This is a genomic window from Pseudomonas sp. MM211 (assembly GCF_020386635.1).
In the GTDB taxonomy this organism is placed as follows: domain Bacteria; phylum Pseudomonadota; class Gammaproteobacteria; order Pseudomonadales; family Pseudomonadaceae; genus Aquipseudomonas.
Genome location: NZ_CP081942.1, coordinates 773810 through 791231, shown reverse-complemented (window position 1 = coordinate 791231; position 17422 = coordinate 773810). Strand labels below are relative to the sequence as shown.

Here is a 17422-nt window from a genome sequence, read left to right as displayed (position 1 = left end):
CTAGCTGCCATGCCTGAATTGCCAGAAGTCGAAACCACTCGCCGTGGTATCGCGCCCCACCTCATCGGTCAGCGCGTCAGCCGAGTGATCGTCCGTGAGCGTCGCCTGCGCTGGCCGATCCCCGAAGATCTCGATGTGCGCCTGTCCGGCCAGCGTATCGAGGCTGTGGAGCGCCGCGCCAAGTATCTGCTGATCAAGGCCGAGGTCGGTACGCTGATCAGCCATCTGGGCATGTCCGGCAGCTTGCGTTTGGTCGAGGCCGGTTCAGCGGCGGCCAAGCACGAGCATGTGGACATAGAGCTGGAATCTGGTCTGGCACTGCGTTACACCGACCCACGGCGTTTCGGCGCGCTGCTGTGGAGTGAGCTACCACTCGAACATGAGCTGCTGGCACGGCTGGGGCCGGAGCCGCTGACCGATCTGTTCGATGGCGAGCGTCTGTATCAGCTGTCCCGCGGCAAGGCCGTGGCGATCAAACCGTTCATCATGGACAACGCCGTGGTGGTCGGTGTGGGCAACATCTATGCGACAGAGGCGCTGTTCGCTGCGGGGATTGATCCACGCCGCGCCGCCGGCACGGTGTCGCGGGTGCGGTACGTGCGCCTCGCCCACGAGATCAAGCGCGTGCTGGCCCACGCCATCGAGCGCGGCGGCACCACCCTGCGCGATTTCGTCGGTGGCGACGGCCAGCCCGGCTACTTCCAGCAAGAGCTGTTCGCTTATGGCCGTGGCGGCCAGTTCTGCAAGGTCTGTGGCAGTACGCTGCGCGAGGTCAAACTGGGTCAGCGGGCCAGCGTCTATTGCCCGAAGTGTCAGCGTTAGCCCGTTCGTTCATATGGAATGACCAGTTGCTCGGCGATTGACGGCCATCACGCTGACAATTGCCAGAGCACTGTTATAGTTAGCGCATCGTCCGTATATCTTCGAAGGATCGTCCCATGAAACTGTTTCGCTCTTGCGCTGCTGTTCTGGCGCTGACTGCAGCCTCGCTGGCGCTGACTGCCAACGCGCAAGAAGCGCAGCAGAACGCCAGTGGAGACCCGCTCTACACCGTCCAGGCTCCGGATGGTTTCGCCATGATCGGTGACCTGCTGATTGCCCGTCCGCTGCTGATCGGTGCCACGGCGATCGGTGCTGTCGCTTTTGTCGTCGCGCTGCCGTTCGCAGCCGCCGGCGGTGGTATCGGTGCTGCCGGTCGGGCGCTGGTGGTTGAACCCGGCAAGGCGGCTTTCGTCCGTTGCCTGGGTTGCACCGGTGATGGCTACAACCAGCGCCAGTAATCGCTGCGTTGCCAGACGGCCCCTTACTCTGCAAGAGTCAGGGGCCGTTTTCGTTTGGACGAAGGCAAAAGGAGATGCCATTGGGCAATAGGTCGATGCTGTTCATTTTGCCGCTGGTGGCACTGGGGCTAGGCCTGTTGTTCTGGTTCAGCGCGCCCTGGACGCAGCTCTGTGCCGGTCTGGCACTGTTCCTGTTCGGCATGCAGTGTCTGGAAGAGGGCCTGCGGCAGCTCGCCGGAAGCAAGCTCGAACAGTTGCTCGGGCGCAGTACGTCGACACCTTTCAGGAGCCTGCTGTTCGGGGTGGGCGGCACCTTCCTGTTGCAGTCCAGCACCCTGGTGTCGCTGCTGACCATCGCCTTTATCAGCACCGGGCTGATTCAACTGGCCGGTGGCATCGCCATCCTGTTTGGTGCCAACCTCGGTGCCACCAGCGGCATCTGGTTGCTGGCTATGGCCGGGCAGAACCTCAGCCTGTCGCCGCTGGCCCTGCCACTGCTGGTTTTCGGCGTGCTGGCGAGTTTTCTGGGGCCGCGCAGCAAGGCTGCCGGGCGTATCGTGCTCGGTATCGCGTTCATCTTTCTTGGTATTGATCAGATCAAGGACGGTTTCGCCAGTTTCGGCGACGGCCTGGATCTGACCGCCTATCAGGTGCAGGGCATCCTTGGCAGCCTGTTGTTCGCGACCATCGGCCTGCTGGTGACGGTGGTGCTGCAGTCCAGCCACGCCACGCTGATGCTGACCCTGGCCGCGCTAGCCGGGGGCCAGCTGGAGCTGAGCCAGAGCCTGGCCATCGCCATTGGTTCGAACATCGGCAGCAGCGTTACCACCGCATTCGTCGGCTCCCTTGGCGGTAACCGCAGCGGCCAGCGCCTGGCGCTGGCACACGTGCTGTTCAACGTAGTGACCGGTGTGCTGGCGTTCGTGCTGCTCGGCCCGCTGGCCTGGCTGGTGCATGCCATCGCCGGGCTCGTCGGCCTGGGCGACAACCCGCTGATCCAGCTGGCCATGTTCCATACCCTGTTCAACGCCATGGGCGTGCTGCTTTTCTGGCCTTGGCAGCGCCAGTTGGCGAAGCGGTTGACGCGCTGGCTGCCGGATCGCCAGGAGCCCAAGGTACTGATCACCGAGTTGGATCCCACCCAGGAGCCGGAACGCACCAAGGCGCGTTACCTGAACGAGCGTGCCCTGGACTCCGCCGATGCGGCGGCTGGTGCAGTGGTGCAGGAACTCGGTCACCTCGGGCGCCTGAGTCTGGAGGTAATCTGCCACGCCCTCTACCTGCCGGTGGATCAGTTGGCCAGGGCTCGCGTCGAACCGGCGTTGTTGCAGGCGCCGCCTGAACGCTTCCACTTCGATGCCGAGGCCCTGTACCAGCGCCATATCAAGGGCGTGTATGGCGATCTGCTGAGTTTCATGGGGCGTCTCGAGCAGCCGCTGGACGAGCAGCACCAACAGTTCTGGATTGCTTGTCAGGTAGCAGCACTGCAACTGGTGGATGCGGTGAAGGATGCCAAGCACCTGCAGAAGAATCTCGGCTATTACCTCGAGGCTGAGCCGTCGGCAGCCCGGGATGCCTACGTGGCGCTGCGCGGGCATCTGCTCACGGCGCTGCACGAGGTTCGTGAGCTGGCACGTTCAACGCTGGACGAAGAACCCTGGCGCGCACACCTGGATGCGCTGGACGCCAAGGCGGCGCGTTTCGATGGCGATTTTCGACAGCGTCTGTTCGCGCAGGTACGCAGCGGCCTGCTCGATGGCCTGCAGACCAGCTCGCTGATGAACGACCTGGGCTATGCCAGCCGGATCATCCAGAGCCTGCGCAACGCCCTGATGATCGGTGCGCAGCAGCCCTTGCTGCGCGAGCTTCGGCAATTGGGCAGTCAGGAGGCGTCGTCCATTGTCACCGAGTGACAGGGGCGCCGGTCAGCGTGGTTGCACGTCGCTGTTGCCAACCCCGCGTGGATCGCTGGCCGCCTCCACCGCCCCGGTGGTCTTGTTCCAGCGCAGCACCTGCTGGTTGCCGTATGTCCGCTCCAGCGCCTTCAGGCTGTAGCCGCGAGCCTGCAGGTCGGCGATCTGCGCGGCGCTGAAAGTCTGCGGTTCGTGTTCGATGACGTCAGGCAGGTACTGGTGGTGATAGCGCGGTACCGCCGGCCAGCGCTCGATGGGCTGGCCATCGAGGTACTCGAGGATCGACAGCAGCACCATACTGGGAATACGGCTGCCGCCTGGCGTGCCGAAACTGGTGAATTCGCTGGGGCTTTCCACGAAGGTTGGGCTCATGCTCGACAGCGGCCGTTTGCCGGCGGCGATGGCATTGGCGTGGCTGCCGGCCAGACCGTAGGCATTGGCGCCAGCCAGATCAGCGGCGAAGTCGTCCATTTCATCGTTGAGCAGCACACCGGTGCCGGGCACGGTGAAGGCGGCGCCGAATGGCAGGTTGATCGACAGGGTGGCGCTTACCGCGTTACCGCTGGCGTCCAGTACGGTGAAGTGGGTGGTGTGGTCGCCTTCCTTCCAGGTACCGGCGGGCGGCAGTTCGCTGCTCGGCGTGGCACGCTGCGGGTCGATGCTGTCGCTCAGGCGTTGCAGGTAGTCCGGGTTGAGCAGGCTGGCGGTAGGGCTGTCGACGAAATCCGGGTCGCCCAGCAGGCCGCGGTCACGGTAGACGCGGCGCAGGGTTTCCACTACCAGATGGCTGCGCTGTACCGGTTCTGCCTCGCGCCAGGGCAGGCGCTGCAGAATCAGCAGGCTCTGGGCCAGGGCCAGGCCGCCGGCCGAGGGTGGCGGTGCGCTGATCAGCTCGCGATTTTCGGCCAGCGGCACGCGAATGGGCTGACGCTGTACGGTTCGGTAGTCGGCCAGGTCTTGCAGCGTCCAGATCCCGCCCGCAGCGCGCACGCCGGCCACCAGCCGCTCGCTCACCGGCCCGGCATAGAAGCCATTGCGGCCTTCGCGCGCAAGCGCCAGCAGGGTGTCGGCCAGCTCCGGCTGGCGCAGCAGCGTGCCCTCTGCGGGCACCGCGCCGTCGCTCAGGAACAGCCGCGCGGTTTCTGCATCATCGCGCATGGCCGCCAGGCGCATCTCGGCACGTTCGCGGTACACGCGGTCGACCGGAAAGCCTTCGCGAGCGAGGCGGATGGCTGGGGCCAGGCTGTCGCGCAACGGCAGGCGACCGTGTCGCTCGGCCAATTCGACCAGCGCCGCAGGCAGCCCGGGAATGGCTGCCGCGAGGGCGCCATCGCGGGACAGCGCCGCCTGCACCTGCCCGTCACGTCGATAGAGGTCGGCATGGGCAGCGCCAGGCGCGCGTTCGCGGGCATCGAGAAAGTCGTAGCGGGCGTCGGCGTTGCGCAGCAGGAAGAAACCGCCGCCGCCGAGCCCTGACCCGTAGGGTTCGACCACAGCAAGGGCGGCACTGACGGCAACGGCGGCGTCAAAGGCGTTGCCGCCCAGCGCCAGGGTTTCCTTGCCAGCTACGGTGGCGGCGGGATGTGCGGTAGCGATGGCACTGCGCCCAGACTGTTCGCCGGCCTGCAGGCCGAGGCTGCAGAGCAGGAGCAGCGCACCGAAAAGCGCCGAGATAGCGTTACGGCTGTGGCCAGAACGGCCCACCCTCAGGCCTTGCCGGTAAGGATCTGGTACTTCTCCATCAACTGCTCCTTGCTCTCGACGTTGTTTTCGTCGAGGGGGATGCAGTCCACGGGGCAGACCTGCTGGCACTGGGGCTCATCGTAATGGCCTACGCATTCGGTACACAGGTTGGGGTCGATCACGTAGATCTCCTCACCCTGGGAGATCGCCGCGTTCGGGCACTCAGGTTCGCAGACGTCGCAGTTGATGCAATCGTCGGTGATGATCAGGGACATGAAAGGCAAGCTCCTGCCGGGCCACTGGCCGCGACACATTCAAACAGGAATGCAGGATTGTGCCGGATTGTCGTCGCCAGCGCACGCTCGGGTGCCGTACGGAGTGACGCCCCTGCGCAGCGTGTGGGATTGTCCGCGCGCTGCTCTCTGGATCACTGTGTCTTGAAGCGTTCGGTCAGGGCTTCGGCCACGGCGGGGTGGACGAATTTGGTGATGTCGCCACCCAGGTTGGCAATTTCCCGCACCAGGGTGGAGGAGATGAACGAGTACTTCTCCGACGGGGTGAGAAACAGGCTTTCCACCTCTGGAGCCAGCTGGCGGTTCATGTTGGCCAGCTGGAATTCGTACTCGAAATCCGAGACCGCGCGCAGGCCACGCAGAAACACGTTGGCACCTTGTTCCTTGGCAAACGAGGCCAGCAGCGTGGAGAAGCCGATGACTTCCACGTTCGGCAGGTGTTTGGTGACTTCCCGAGCCAGCTCCACACGCTGCTCCAGGGGGAACAGGGGGTTCTTCTTCGGGCTGGCAGCCACTGCAATAACCACGGTATCGAACAGGCGCGCCGCGCGCTCGACCAGATCGCCGTGCCCCTTGGTAATGGGGTCGAAGGTGCCTGGGTATAACACTCGATTCATCGTGACGTCCTGGCGGAATGCCGTTGGGGAGTCGGATGGTAGCGCAGCAAGCCAGCGTGGGCCAAGTCGAGGCCCGGTGAGCGGCAGCGGATGTGGGCGTTAATCGCGCCGCAGTTCAGCGGATGAACAGCTTGTAGACCAGCTTCTGCAGCGCCTTGCCATAGGGCGGGTAGATCAGCCTGGCGGGGTTGAAACGCTGCTTGATGAGCACGCCTTTGGCCTTGCTGAAGGTGAGAAAGCCTTCGTGGCCGTGATAGTGGCCCATGCCCGAGGCGCCGACGCCGCCGAATGGCATATCGTCCTGAGCGACGTGCAGCAGGGTGTCGTTCAGGCATACGCCACCGGAGTGACTGTGGTGCAGCACGTGTTGCTGCTCGCGGCGGTCGTAGCCGAAGTAGTACAGGGCCAGCGGCCGTGGGCGCGCGGCGATGTAGGCTAGCGCATCGTCGAGCCGGTCATAGGGCACGATCGGTAGCAGCGGGCCGAAGATTTCGTCCTGCATCACTAGCATGCTGTCGTCGACATTCAACAGCAGGCTATGGGGCATGCGCCGGTCCGCGCACTCGGCGGCCAGAGGAATTACCATCGCGCCCTTGTCCCGGGCGTCGGCCAGATAACCGAGCAGGCGCTGCTGCTGACGCGCGTTGATGATGCTGGTGTAGTCCGGGTTGCCCTCGAGCTGTGGATAGAAACGCTGCACTGCGCTGCGATAGGCATCGACGAAGCCATCCACCCGCTGGCGCGGTATCAGCACGTAGTCGGGGGCTACGCAGGTCTGGCCGGCGTTCAGGGTCTTGCCGAAGGCGATGCGTTCGGCGGCGTGTTCCAGCGGCACGTCGGCGGAGACGATGGCGGGTGATTTGCCGCCCAGTTCCAGGGTAACCGGCGTCAGGTTCTCGGCTGCGGCGCGCATCACGTGGCGGCCGATGCTGGTGGCGCCGGTGAACAGCAGATGATCGAAGGGCAGCTTCGCGAAGGCCATGCCGACATCGGCTTCGCCGAGTACCACGCTGACCAGGTCTTCCGGGAAGATACCCGCCAGCATGTCCTTGAGGCGCTGTGAGGTCTGCGGCGTGGCCTCGCTGAGCTTGAGCATCACCCGATTGCCAGCGGCTAGGGCGCCGACCAGCGGGGCGATGGCGAGAAACAGCGGGTAGTTCCACGGCACGATGATGCCGACCACCCCCAGCGGCTGATAGATCACCCGTGCCGAGGCCGGCATGAAGGGCAGACCGACACGCCGCCGCGAAGGCTTCATCCAGCGGCGCAGGCGTTTGCGTGTATAGCGGATGCCGTGCACGGTGGGCAGCATTTCGGCGAGCAGGGTTTCATCGGCGCTGCGATTGCCGAAGTCCTCGCTGATGCAGCGAATCAGCTCATCCTGATCGCTAAGCAAGCGTGCCTTGAGATTGTCGAGCCAGGCGATACGTTGGTCGGCTGAGGGCATCGGGTTGGCCATGAAGGCCTCGCGCTGGGTCTGAAAGCGCTGTTGCAGCACGGCTATGTCTCGCTCAGCGTGTTGCAGGATGCCTATTTCCGCGACCATTCATGACTCCTTGAAGAATTGAATCGCTACGCGGCGATTGTGGCAGGTGCGTGCGTGGCCAGGCGCGTATCGTCTCGGTTCATCAGTACGGTGTTTCGAGTCGACAGGTTCGCATCACGGTTTCGGTGTGCCTCGTGCGCTGGCCAGCAGCCAGGCGGGGATGCGTCTTTCCAGGTAATAGCCTGGCTGGCGCGCCGTGCCGTCGACGAAGCCGACGTGACCGCCTTTGGCGTGCAGTTCGAAGGTGATGCAGGGTGCCAGCTCATCGGCCTCGGGCAGGCTGTGCGGATACACGAACGGGTCGTCGCTGGACTGGATCAGCAGTGTCGGCGTCTGGATGCGCCCCAGGTAATAGCGGCTCGAGGAACGACGGTAGTAGTCGTCGGCGTTTTCGAAGCCGTGCAGCGGCGCGGTGATGCGGCCGTCGAAATCCCAGAAGGTACGCATGCCGTCCAGCGGGCCGAGTTTTTCCAGGATCGACAGACGGTCTGCCTGGCCCTGGTGGGCGAACAGGCGCTGTTTGTCTTTCACGTAAGCGACCATGGCGCGCATGAAGTGGGCCTGGTACACCCGCGAGAAACCCACGCCGATGCGGTCTGCACACTGATCGAGGCGAAACGGTACCGACACCGCCGCAGCGCCCTGCAGGTCGCTTTCAGCGCCGCTCTCGCCGAGGTACTTGAGCAGTACATTGCCACCCAGCGAATAGCCCACCGCATAGAGCGGCGCCATGGGCCGTTTGGCGCGCAGGTGTCGAATGGTTTCGGCAAGGTCTTCGCTGGCGCCGGAGTGATAGCCGCGCGGCAGCAGGTTGGGCTCGCCCGAGCAGCCACGCCAGTTGAGCGCCACGCTGGCCCATCCCTGGGTTGCCAGCTGTCGCTGGAGGCCGAGTACGTAATGGGAGCTCGATGAGCCGGTCAGGCCATGCAGCACCAGCACCAGAGGTGCGTGGGCGTCGTGAGGGCCGTGCCAGTCAAGGTCGAGGAAGTCACCGTCTTCCAGCCACAGGCGCTCGCGTTGGCGCTGCAGGGTGGGGGCTCGTCGACCCAACGAGCCCCACAAGGTTTGCAGATGAGGGCCAGGTAACCACCAGGCGGGGGAGAAGTCATTGGCCATTACAGCCCTCAAGGGTGTCGTCGCAGGTTATGCGCTTCTCTGCCACAGCGCGTAGTGCACCTGGCCGGCTTTCTGTTCGCGGTGCAGGCGCCAGTTACCGGGCATGCCCAGGCTCGACGGTGGCTGCTCGCTTTCGGTATAGACCCAGGCGTTATTGGCCAGCCAGCCGCGCTGTTCGAGCAGCTCGCAGGCCGGCAGGAGTAGATCCTGGCTGAACGGCGGGTCGAGAAACACCAGATCGAAGGGCGTTGCGGGCTGTGTCTGCAGGTAGGCGATGGCATCGCTCTGCAGTACCTGGCCGTTGTCGCAGCGCAGGGTCGCCAGGTGACCGCGCAGGCTGTTCACCGCCGCCGGGTTGAGATCCAGCGCTAGCGCGCTGCCAGCTCCCCGCGATAGCGCTTCGAGAAACAGCGCACCGCTGCCGGCGAACAGGTCGAGCACCTTGGCCGCTTCGACGTAGGGCGCCAGCCAGTTGAACAGGGTTTCCCGCACGCGGTTGGGTGTTGGGCGCAAGCCATGCGCCATGGGAAAGCCGAACTGCCGGCTGCGCCATTGGCCGGCGATGATGCGCAGTTGCCCGTCGCCACCATGGGCGGCGGGGGGCTTGGCGGAAGTGGGTCGTCTGGCCATCAGTGCTCCGGGACGCCAGTCGGTAATTCGGCGGGTTTGTCAGTGGGTGGTGGCAGCTCTTTCTGCTCGACCTTAGGCCCGGCCGTGACAATCACCAGCGCCTCAGGGTCGAGATGCTTGGCCATGGCGGTTTTCACCTGCTCGACGCTGAGCGCCTGCACCTGAGCCATGAAGTCTTCCAGATAGGTCAATGGCAGGTCGTAGAAACCGATGGCACCGAGCTGGCCGACGATGGCGGCGTTGCTTGCGGTGGACAGCGGAAAGCTGCCGGCCGTCTCGCGCTTGGCGGCGTCCAACTCTTCCTGGGTCGGGCCGTTGGCGATGAAGTCACCCAGCAGATCCTTGACCAGTTGCAGGGTGCCATCGCTGAGCTCGGCACGGGTCTGCAGGTTGATCATGAACGGCCCACGGGCCTGCATGGCACTGAAGCCGGAGTAGACGCCGTAGGTCAGGCCGCGCTTCTCGCGCACCTCGGTCATCAGTCGGGTACCGAAACCACCGCCGCCGAACACCTGATTGCCCAGGTACAGCGCGGCGTAATCCGGATCAAGACGGTCGATACCGAGCTGGGCGATCAGCAGGTGGGTCTGGTTGGACGGAAAGTCGATGTGGCTCAGGCCGGCTTTCGGCTCCTCGGGAGCGACGGTCTTTGCCAGCGCCGGGCCCTGGGGCAGTGCCGCGGAGACTTCCGCAGCCATGGCTTCGGCTTCCTCGCGGGACAGGTCGCCGACTACGGCGATCACCGCGTTGCCAGCGGCATAGGCCTTGGCATGGAACGCTTGCAGCTGTTCGCGGCTGATGCCGGGAACCGAGCTTGGGTTGCCTTCGCTGGGGTGGCCGTACGGATGGTTACCGTAGAGGCGCTCGAACAGCTCAAGGCTGGCCAGTTTGCCCGGGTTCTGCTTCTGGAATTCGAAACCGGCGAGCACCTGGTTCTTGATCCGCGCCAGGGAGTCGGCGGGGAAGGTCGGCTGGCCGATCACTTGCTCGAACAGCTGCAGAGCCGGCTGGCGCTGCTCTGCATCGCTGAGGCTGCGCAGACTGGTCACGGCCATGTCGCGGTAGGCGCCATTGCCGAACTCGGCGCCGAGGCTTTCGAAGCCCGCTGCAATGGCACCGACGTCCTTGCCGGGTACGCCTTCGTTGAGCATGGCGTTGGTCAGCATGGCCAGGCCCTGCACGTCACCATCCTGGCTGCTGCCAGCGGCATAGGTTAGGCGCAGGTCGAACATCGGCAGCTCGCGGGCTTCCACGAACAGCACCTTGGCGCCTTCGGCGGTCTGCCAGCTCTGGATGTCGAGCTTGCGCCGCTCGGGCGCCTTGCCATCCAGCTCAGCCAGAGATTGCAGCTGGGTGTCATCGCTCTTTGGCGCGTCGGCGGTGGCCGGTGCGGCGTCAGGGGCGCGCTGCACGGTGAAGGTCAGGGCCACCAGCAGGGCGATCAGGAACAGCCCCAGCAGGGCGTAGCGCGGGCCGTTACGCTTACTCATCGCGCTTCTCCTCGGGCAGTACATGGGCGACGCTGAGGCGGTCGCGGGTGAAGTAGGTCTTGGCGGCGTTCTGGATATCGGCCGGGGTCACGGCTTCCAATTCGGCCAGTTCCTTGTCGATCAATTGCCAGGACAGGCCAACGGTTTCCAGCTGGCCGATAGCGGTGGCCTGGCTGGTGATCGAGTCGCGGTCGTAGACCAGTTCGGCGATCAGCTGAGCACGCACGCGGGCCAACTCTTCGGCCGACGGCGGGTTCTTCTGCAGATCCTGCAGCTCGCGCCAGATGCCGGCTTCGGTCTGCTCAAGGGTCTTGCCGGTTTGCACGTTGGGCGTGGCTGAGATCATGAACAGACTGTCGCCGCGGGTGTAGCCGTTGTACCAGGCGCCGGCGCCGGAAACCAATTCCTCGCCGCGCTCCAGGCGGGTGGCCAGGCGCGCGCTGTAGCCGCCGTCGAGCAGGGCGCTGATCAGGCGCAGCGCATGCACTTCGCGCGGCGTCTTGGTCGTGGCCAGGCCGGGTACGTTGAAGCCCATCATCAGGCTTGGTAGCTGGGTCTTGAGGTGCAGGGTGATGCGTCGCTCGCCCGGCGCCGGCAGTTCCAGAGGAATCTTGGCAGCGGGTATCTCACGCTTGGGGATCGCGCCGAAGTAGCGCTGCGCGAGGGTCTTCACCGCGTCCGGGGTCACGTCGCCGACCACCACCAGGGTGGCGTTGTTGGGCGCGTACCAGGTCTGGTACCAGTGGCGCAGTTCGTCCACGGTCATGCGATCAAGGTCGGCCATCCAGCCGATGGTCGGGATGCTGTAGCCGCTGGCCGGGTAGGCCATGGCCTTGAAGCGCTCGAAGGCCAGGCCCGATGGTTTGTCGTCGGTGCGCAGGCGGCGCTCTTCCTTGATCACCTCGATCTCGCGGGAGAACTCGTCGGCCGGCAGGCGCAGGCTGGCCAGGCGATCCGCTTCCAGTTCGAAGGCGACGCCCAGGCGATCACTGGCCAGCACTTGGTAGTAAGCGGTGTAGTCGTCGCTGGTGAAGGCGTTCTCTTCGGCGCCCAGGTCGCGCAGCACACGGGAGGCTTCACCCGGGCCGAGCTTGCGGCTGCCCTTGAACATCATGTGTTCCAAGGCGTGGGACAGCCCTGTCTGGCCAGCGGTCTCGTAGCTTGAGCCCACTTTGTACCAGAGCTGGGACACCACCACCGGGGCGCGGTGATCCTCGCGGACGATGACCTTGAGGCCATTGTCGAGGGTGAATTCATGGGTCGGTTGTGGCGCCGCGGCCTGGGCTGCCAGGGGCAAGGCGCAGGCTAGCAGCAGGCCGGCGAGATGGCGGGCAAGTGAATTGGACAAACCTCTCTCCTCGTAGAACCACGTCGAGCGTGGCGATTGCGACGACGGCTGGGCCGCGGTCGTGCAGCAGGTACCGCGTAGCGCCAGTTGGGGTGCTTGGCTTAGCCGTGGCATGTGCGGAGGTGCTAGGATACGCATCCGTTTTACTGGCGACCACGTCTGTGCAGCGATGGTGTGCGAATCCCCTGCACGCCTGCCGCCAAGCACTGCCCTCAGCCCCACCGTGGGAGGGCCATGGCGTTCGCCCCTCTGAGATAGCCGTCCTCCATGTTTGGTTCAAAAGACGACAAGACCCCGGCCCCTGATGCCAGCGCCGAACAGGGCGCAGAGAAAGCCACTGAAAAGCGCGGCCTGTTCGGCTGGCTGCGCAAGAAGCCTGTGGAGCCCGCTCCCGTACAGCCTCAGGCTGAAACCGAGGCGCAGCCTGATGCGCTCGAAGCACCAGAGCCGGTTGCGCTCGAGGCGCCTGAGCAGCCTCAGCCGAGCGAGCCGGCTGTGGTTGAAGTCGCTGCGCCCGAGCCGGTTGCTATTACCGAGCCGGCGCCCGCGCCAGAACCGATCGTGGATCGACCCGCTGCCGACCCGTCACGGCCCCGAGGCGCTGGACGAGCCGGTCGCTGAGCAGCCTGCTGCCGCCCTTGAGCAGCCTGTCGAACTGGCCACCGGTAGTGACGTTCATCACACCGTGCCGGCGACCCCAGCTGCCGTGCTGGCTGCGCCCGTCGAAGTGCCCGCGCCGGTCGTCGAGCAGAACAAACCGTCGGACAACCAGGGTGGCTGGTTTTCCCGGCTGCGCCAGGGCCTGTCGAAAACCAGCGCCAGCCTGGGCGAGGGCATGGCCAGTCTGTTCCTTGGCAAGAAGGCCATCGACGATGATCTGCTTGACGAAATCGAGACCCGTCTGCTCACCGCCGACGTTGGCGTCGAGGCCACCACGGCGATCATCCAGAGCCTGACCCAGAAGGTCGCGCGCAAGCAGTTGACCGACAGTGATGCACTCTACAAATCCCTGCAGGAGGAGCTCGCGGCGCTGCTGCGCCCGGTTGAGCAGCCCTTGCGCATTGATACTGACAAGCAGCCCTTCGTGATCCTGGTGGTGGGCGTGAACGGCGCCGGCAAGACCACCACCATCGGCAAGCTGGCCAAGAAGCTGCAGGGCGAGGGCAAGAAAGTCATGCTCGCTGCTGGCGACACTTTCCGCGCCGCCGCAGTGGAGCAGTTGCAGGTGTGGGGCGAGCGCAACAAGATTTCTGTGATCGCCCAGCACACTGGCGCCGATTCCGCCTCGGTGATCTTCGATGCCGTGCAGGCTGCCAAGGCCCGCGGTATGGATGTGCTGATCGCCGATACCGCCGGGCGCCTGCACACCAAAGACAACCTGATGGAAGAGTTGAAGAAGGTGCGCCGGGTGATCGGCAAACTGGATGACACTGCGCCCCACGAAGTGCTGCTGGTGCTCGATGCCGGTACCGGACAGAACGCGATCAACCAGGCTAAACAATTCAACCAGACAGTGAACTTGACCGGTCTGGCCCTGACCAAGCTGGATGGTACGGCCAAGGGGGGGTGATTTTCGCCCTGGCCAAGCAGTTCGGCCTGCCCATTCGCTATATCGGCGTTGGCGAAGGCATCGACGATCTGCGCACTTTCGAGGCCGAACCCTTCGTTCAGGCGCTTTTCCAGCAACGGGAGCAGTGATGATCCGATTCGAGCAGGTCGGCAAGCGTTACCCCAACGGTCATGTCGGGTTGCATGAGTTGAGTTTCCGCGTCCGTCGCGGCGAGTTTCTGTTCGTCACCGGCCATTCTGGCGCCGGCAAGAGCACGCTGCTGCGTTTACTGCTGGCCATGGAGCGCCCGACGTCGGGCAAGCTGTTGCTTGCCGGTCAGGATCTGTCGCAGATCACCAATGCGCAGATTCCCTTCCTGCGTCGGCAGATCGGCGTGGTGTTCCAGAACCACCAACTGCTGTTCGATCGCAGCGTGTTCGACAACATCGCCCTGCCGCTGCAGATCCTCGGTCTTTCCAAGAGTGATATCGGCCGCCGTGTCGGCGCTGCGCTGGAGCGAGTCTCCCTCAGCGACAAGGCCGAGCTGTACCCAGGCGACCTGTCGACTGGTCAGCAACAGCGCGTTGGCATCGCCCGCGCCATCGTCCATCGTCCGGCCCTGCTGCTGGCCGACGAACCCACCGGTAACCTCGACCCGCGTCTGGCGGCGGAAATCATGGGCGTATTCGAAGACATCAACCGCCTTGGCACCAGCGTGCTGATCGCCAGTCACGACCTGGCCCTGATCGCCCGCATGCGCCATCGCATGCTCACCCTGCAGCGTGGCCGCCTGATCGGCGACGGGGAGGCGGCGGAATGAGTGCCTCCCGCGTACCACCACCGCAGCCCGCCCAGCGAGTCGGCGCGGCACCGAAGAACGCCGAGCCCCAGGGCCCGAACGACGAACCGGATTTCCGTACCCTCGCGCGCGCGTGGGTGGAAAACCACCGTGCCAGCCTGGTCGACAGCCTGCGCCGTCTTGGTAAGCATCCGATCGGCAGCTTCTTCACCTGCCTGGTGATGGCCGTGGCGCTGAGCCTGCCCATGGGCCTGTCGCTGCTGCTTGGCAATGTCGAGCGTCTTGGCGGCACTTGGGAGCGTGCCGCGCAGATTTCGGTGTTCCTCACTATCGACGCCAGCGATAGTCAGGGCCAGGCCCTGCGCGAAGAAATCGCCGGCATGGGCGACGTCGCCGAAGCCGAATGGATCAGCCGCGACAAGGCCTTGGAAGAGTTCCAGCAGCAGTCCGGGTTGGGCGAAGCCCTCAAAGAATTGCCGAACAATCCGTTGCCCGGCGCTGTGCTGGTAACGCCCAAGGAAGTCGACAAAGCCACTCTTGAGGCGTTGCGTTTGCGTTTGGCAGAGCTGCCCAACGTGCAGCAGGCACAGCTGGATTTGGTCTGGGTCGAGCGTTTGAGCGCGATCCTCAAGCTGGGCGACCGTTTCGTTTTTGGCCTCACGGTTTTGCTGATCATGGCGCTGCTGCTGGTGATCGGTAACACCATTCGCCTGCATATCGAGAACCGCCGCACCGAGATCGAAGTGATCAAGCTGGTCGGCGGTACCGACAGCTACGTTCGTCGTCCCTTCCTTTATATGGGCGCGCTGTACGGCCTGGGCGCCGGTGTGCTGTCCTGGCTGGTGCTGGCCTTCGGCTTGAACTGGTTGAACGATGCGGTGGTGCGCCTGTCCGGTTTGTACGGCAGTGACTTCGCCCTGGCCGGTGTGCCATCAGGGGACGGCTTCTCCCTATTGCTGGGAGCGGTGCTGTTGGGGTATATCGGTGCGTGGCTGGCGGTGGCGCGACACCTAAGGGAGCTTGCCCCCCGCTGAGGCTCTAGTTTGACGCCTCGCCAACTTATTGATTTGGTTGATATTGACTATTGATCGGGGAACCAGGATGGGGGCTTCCGGTCATATTGCGCAGTGCTACACTGCGTACGTTATGTGAATCGGAGGATTCAAATGTCCACTTCTTTGCAACCTGTTCATGCTCTGGTTCCAGGCGCAAACCTGGAAGCATACGTGCATGCAGTCAACAGCATTCCGCTGCTGACGCCTGAGCAGGAGCGCGAACTGGCCGGCAATCTCTTCTACAGCCAGGATCTTGAGGCCGCCCGCCAGATGGTGCTGGCTCACCTTCGTTTCGTCGTGCACATCGCGCGCAGTTATTCCGGCTATGGCCTGGCTCAGGCTGACCTGATCCAGGAGGGCAACGTCGGCCTGATGAAGGCGGTCAAGCGCTTCAACCCGGAAATGGGTGTGCGCCTGGTGTCTTTCGCCGTGCACTGGATTCGTGCCGAAATCCACGAGTTCATCCTGCGCAACTGGCGCATCGTCAAGGTCGCGACCACCAAGGCTCAGCGCAAGTTGTTCTTCAACCTGCGCAGCCAGAAGAAGCGTCTGGCCTGGTTGAACAACGATGAAGTCAATGCCGTGGCCGAAAGCCTGGGTGTCGAGGCGCGTGAAGTCCGTGAGATGGAAAGCCGTCTGACCGGCCATGACATGGCCTTCGACCCAGCCGCCGATGCCGACGACGACAGTGCCTTCCATTCGCCAGCTCAGTACTTGGAAGACCATCGCTACGATCCTGCGAGGCAGATGGAAGACGAAGACTGGAGCGACACCTCCAGCGCTAATCTGCACGAGGCTCTCGGGGCGCTCGACGAGCGTAGCCGCGATATCCTTCAGCAGCGCTGGCTGGCTGAAGAAAAGGCCACGCTGCACGAGCTGGCGGCCAAGTACAACGTTTCGGCGGAGCGTATCCGTCAGTTGGAGAAGAACGCGATGAACAAGCTCAAGGGCTCCATCGCCACCTGATTCTGACCCGCTGAAGCCAAAACGCCCCGACATTGTTCGGGGCGTTTTCGTTTGTAGGCCGTTTTGCGGATTGGCGCAAAGTGGCGGTAGCGGACATCACCGAGCTTTGTGGGAGCGCGCCATGCGCGCGAAATCACGGGTATGGCCCGTTTCCACAAAGCTCGGTGATAGCTCCACGCTCTCCGTCCGATCGGGTAGGGTGGGCTTCAGCCCACCATCACAACGCCCACAGCCCGAGGAGCTGAGCCGCATGCGCCACCGTCGGGTTGAATGGCTTTGGTGGGCTAAAGCCCCACCCTACGGTTCATGCCCCTGGGGACTTCAGCCCACCCATTGCTCGCATCGCGCCCGTTATGTATCCCGACCCAGCCTACTTCTCCCACCAGCCTGGCCGAGGTGCCTGTAGCTGGTTCAGGTAGTGGCTGCCGCCGAGTTGGCGCATCTGCCGGCGGATCCAGTTGGCGCGTTGGTTGACGTAGCCGCTGGGGCGGCCCGCATCGAGCTGTCGCGGGTTCGGTAGCACGGCTGCCAGCAGGCTGGCCTGGCGCGCCGAGAGGTAGGACGCGCCGGTGTTGAAATGATGCTGCGCCGCGGCTTCCGCGCCGAATACGCCGTCGGCCCATTCGGCGCTGTTGAGGTAAACCTCGAGGATGCGCTGCTTGGGCCACAGCAGTTCGATCAATCCGGTGAACCACACCTCGAAACCCTTGCGCAGCCAACTGCGGCCTGACCAGAGAAACAGATTCTTCGCCACCTGTTGGCTCAGCGTGCTGGCACCCCGCACCGAGCCACCCTGCTGGTTGTGCGATACCGCGGCCTTGATCGCGTCGACATCGAAGCCCCAGTGCTGGGCGAACTTCTGATCTTCGCTGGCGATGACCGCAATCTTCAGGTCGTCGGGCAACTGCTCCCAGGAACGCCAGCTGCGCTGCAGGTCAATGGGTTTACCGTCGATCCAGGATTCGATCTTGCGCTCGACCATCAGCGCCGTACCTGGTGGCGGAACCCAGCGGAAGGCGAGCACCAGCAGGACGGAACCGGCGATGAACCAGAACAGCAGCTTCAGCAGGACGCGGCGAATGGATCGGAGCATGCGCAGGGAGCCAGGCTTGATTGGCCGATCATTATACGGTTCCC

General features: G+C 64.2%; 15 protein-coding genes and 1 pseudogene. 7 read left to right on the top strand and 9 right to left on the bottom strand.

The genetic code is table 11. From position 1 onward, the window contains the following. The first annotated feature begins 9 nt into the window (after positions 1-9). The 3 genes from mutM to K5Q02_RS03495 all read left to right on the top strand — a co-directional run bounded on the left by mutM (position 10) and on the right by K5Q02_RS03495 (position 3193). Positions 10-822, top strand: coding sequence for a bifunctional DNA-formamidopyrimidine glycosylase/DNA-(apurinic or apyrimidinic site) lyase (gene mutM / locus K5Q02_RS03505; protein WP_225836425.1), 813 nt, complete (start codon positions 10-12; stop codon positions 820-822). A 116-nt stretch (positions 823-938) separates the two neighbouring features. Continuing rightward, the gene (locus K5Q02_RS03500) at positions 939-1280 is read left to right on the top strand and encodes a multidrug transporter (protein ID WP_225836422.1); all 342 of its coding nucleotides are present in this window, start codon (positions 939-941) and stop codon (positions 1278-1280) included. A gap of 95 nt (positions 1281-1375) precedes the next feature. Further along, positions 1376-3193, top strand: a complete 1818-nt coding sequence (locus K5Q02_RS03495; protein ID WP_225836421.1) for a Na/Pi cotransporter family protein — start codon at positions 1376-1378, stop codon at positions 3191-3193. A gap of 12 nt (positions 3194-3205) precedes the next feature. Here the strand turns inward: K5Q02_RS03495 and ggt are convergent, their stop codons facing one another. From ggt to K5Q02_RS03455, 8 genes are all read right to left on the bottom strand, one after another. Continuing rightward, a complete protein-coding gene (gene ggt, locus K5Q02_RS03490) occupies positions 3206-4897 on the bottom strand; it encodes a gamma-glutamyltransferase (RefSeq protein WP_442963957.1) in 1692 nt (563 codons plus the stop codon). A 2-nt stretch (positions 4898-4899) separates the two neighbouring features. Continuing rightward, positions 4900-5151, bottom strand: a complete 252-nt coding sequence (locus K5Q02_RS03485; protein ID WP_042555940.1) for a YfhL family 4Fe-4S dicluster ferredoxin — start codon at positions 5149-5151, stop codon at positions 4900-4902. Positions 5152-5303: 152 nt separating this feature from the next. Further along, a complete protein-coding gene (coaD, locus tag K5Q02_RS03480) occupies positions 5304-5786 on the bottom strand; it encodes a pantetheine-phosphate adenylyltransferase (protein WP_225836420.1) in 483 nt (160 codons plus the stop codon). Positions 5787-5901: 115 nt separating this feature from the next. Then, positions 5902-7332, bottom strand: a complete 1431-nt coding sequence (locus tag K5Q02_RS03475) for a coniferyl aldehyde dehydrogenase (protein ID WP_225836419.1) — start codon at positions 7330-7332, stop codon at positions 5902-5904. Positions 7333-7446: 114 nt separating this feature from the next. Beyond that, positions 7447-8448 carry a hydrolase gene (locus K5Q02_RS03470; protein ID WP_225836418.1) on the bottom strand — a complete coding sequence of 334 codons (1002 nt, stop codon included), beginning with the start codon at positions 8446-8448 and terminating at the stop codon, positions 7447-7449. Between the two features lie 27 nt (positions 8449-8475). Then, entirely contained in the window at positions 8476-9078 is a 603-nt protein-coding gene (gene rsmD / locus K5Q02_RS03465; protein WP_225836417.1) for a 16S rRNA (guanine(966)-N(2))-methyltransferase RsmD, read from the bottom strand. Then, positions 9078-10568 (bottom strand): M16 family metallopeptidase, encoded by a 1491-nt coding sequence (locus tag K5Q02_RS03460; protein ID WP_225836416.1) that lies wholly within the window; start codon positions 10566-10568, stop codon positions 9078-9080. Before K5Q02_RS03460 ends, rsmD begins: the two co-directional genes overlap by 1 nt. Then, positions 10561-11916, bottom strand: a complete 1356-nt coding sequence (locus tag K5Q02_RS03455) for a M16 family metallopeptidase (protein ID WP_225836415.1) — start codon at positions 11914-11916, stop codon at positions 10561-10563. The genes K5Q02_RS03460 and K5Q02_RS03455 overlap by 8 nt, the downstream gene beginning before the upstream one ends. A gap of 267 nt (positions 11917-12183) precedes the next feature. Between K5Q02_RS03455 and ftsY the strand changes: the two are divergent. The 4 genes and pseudogenes from ftsY to rpoH all read left to right on the top strand — a co-directional run bounded on the left by ftsY (position 12184) and on the right by rpoH (position 16285). Continuing rightward, positions 12184-13614, top strand: a pseudogene (gene ftsY, locus K5Q02_RS03450) (signal recognition particle-docking protein FtsY). Continuing rightward, positions 13614-14285, top strand: a complete 672-nt coding sequence (gene ftsE / locus K5Q02_RS03445) for a cell division ATP-binding protein FtsE (RefSeq protein ID WP_225836414.1) — start codon at positions 13614-13616, stop codon at positions 14283-14285. Before ftsY ends, ftsE begins: the two are co-directional and overlap by 1 nt. After that, a complete protein-coding gene (gene ftsX / locus K5Q02_RS03440) occupies positions 14282-15298 on the top strand; it encodes a permease-like cell division protein FtsX (protein ID WP_225836413.1) in 1017 nt (338 codons plus the stop codon). The genes ftsE and ftsX overlap by 4 nt, the downstream gene beginning before the upstream one ends. A 132-nt stretch (positions 15299-15430) precedes the next feature. Then, positions 15431-16285 (top strand): RNA polymerase sigma factor RpoH, encoded by an 855-nt coding sequence (gene rpoH / locus K5Q02_RS03435; RefSeq protein ID WP_225836411.1) that lies wholly within the window; start codon positions 15431-15433, stop codon positions 16283-16285. A gap of 370 nt (positions 16286-16655) precedes the next feature. Here the strand turns inward: rpoH and mtgA are convergent, their stop codons facing one another. After that, positions 16656-17378: a monofunctional biosynthetic peptidoglycan transglycosylase gene (gene mtgA / locus K5Q02_RS03430; RefSeq protein ID WP_225836409.1), complete on the bottom strand. Its 723-nt coding sequence runs from the start codon at positions 17376-17378 to the stop codon at positions 16656-16658. Between the last annotated feature and the right edge of the window lie 44 nt (positions 17379-17422).